General features: G+C 43.5%; 1 protein-coding gene. It reads left to right on the top strand.

Annotation, left to right across the window (positions count from 1 at the left end; all coding sequences use genetic code 11):
• Positions 1–88 precede the first annotated feature (88 nt).
• A partial coding sequence (locus A3763_RS20485) for an HD-GYP domain-containing protein (RefSeq protein WP_197483018.1) occupies positions 89–1,004 on the top strand: 916 nt, incomplete at its 3' end.

Genomic DNA, 1,004 nt, shown 5'->3' with positions numbered 1-1,004 from the left:
TATCACGCTTTCGTCTTTGAATATATAGGGCTTGTAGCCTATCTTTAAATCATACCTTTTTCGAACATTGTCCTGGAAATTTAGTGCCATGAGTGATAGCAGTTTTGATTACCTTGGCGGTAATTATTATATCAGCGCAGCAAGCTTGCTTCTCGAATACCGGATGTTTATTGACTCCCATCCGACGCTTTTCAAAATAAACCAAGCCAATTCATATTGGCCAAAAATGGTTTTCTTTTGCAATGAGCTTGAAAAATTTCCTGAGATCATGAAGGCACTTACTCGTGTCCATGTTTGTTCGCAAATCGACTTCGAAAGGGCTTTGTTTTGCAGTTGGTGTGCGTTATTGATTGGCCGGTCAGCTGGCCTCACAGAAGCTAACCAAAGATTGCTGTTCGTCGCTGGTTTACTGCAAGATATTGGTAAACACGCACCCGATACCGAGACGATTGAGTTTCCCACAAAGGTTAATGGCCCTTTCTTTTCTCCAGCTAGCTCGCTTGACGGCAGAGATATTCACCCTCTGATTAGTTCACGTTTAGTTGAAAAGTACCTACCTGAGCTAGAAGGGCTTGCGGAGCTGGTTCTACACCACCACGCACGAAATGACGGAACTGGCTTTCCAAATCTCATTGGTGAGCCTCAACTTGGTCTAGACGCCCAGATTTTAGTGATCGCCAATGAGTTAAGTGACCGCCTTGATCAGCTAGGTGGTCACAATCAGATATCTCATACCTTATCAAACCTTAGGCTCAATTCTTTTTTGTATTTTGAAAGGGCGCATCAGCATTGGATCACCTTAGTTGAAGCGCACCTGTCTAGCCCGATCAAGTCACCAAAGAACTCAAATCTGTTTCTTGATATTGAAAGCAAGATTAAAGAGCTCGAGAAAATGCTGTCGTGCTTACTCGTCGTCAGTGCTGAGCTACTTCCGTATGATTTTGACCTGAGTGTCCATGGTTTGCGTTCAATGATTCATCGTCTCGTTAGGCTTTCAACCGATA

The sequence above is a fragment of the Oleiphilus sp. HI0128 genome (genome assembly GCF_001635365.1).
This window is presented reverse-complemented; position numbering and strand designations above follow the sequence as displayed.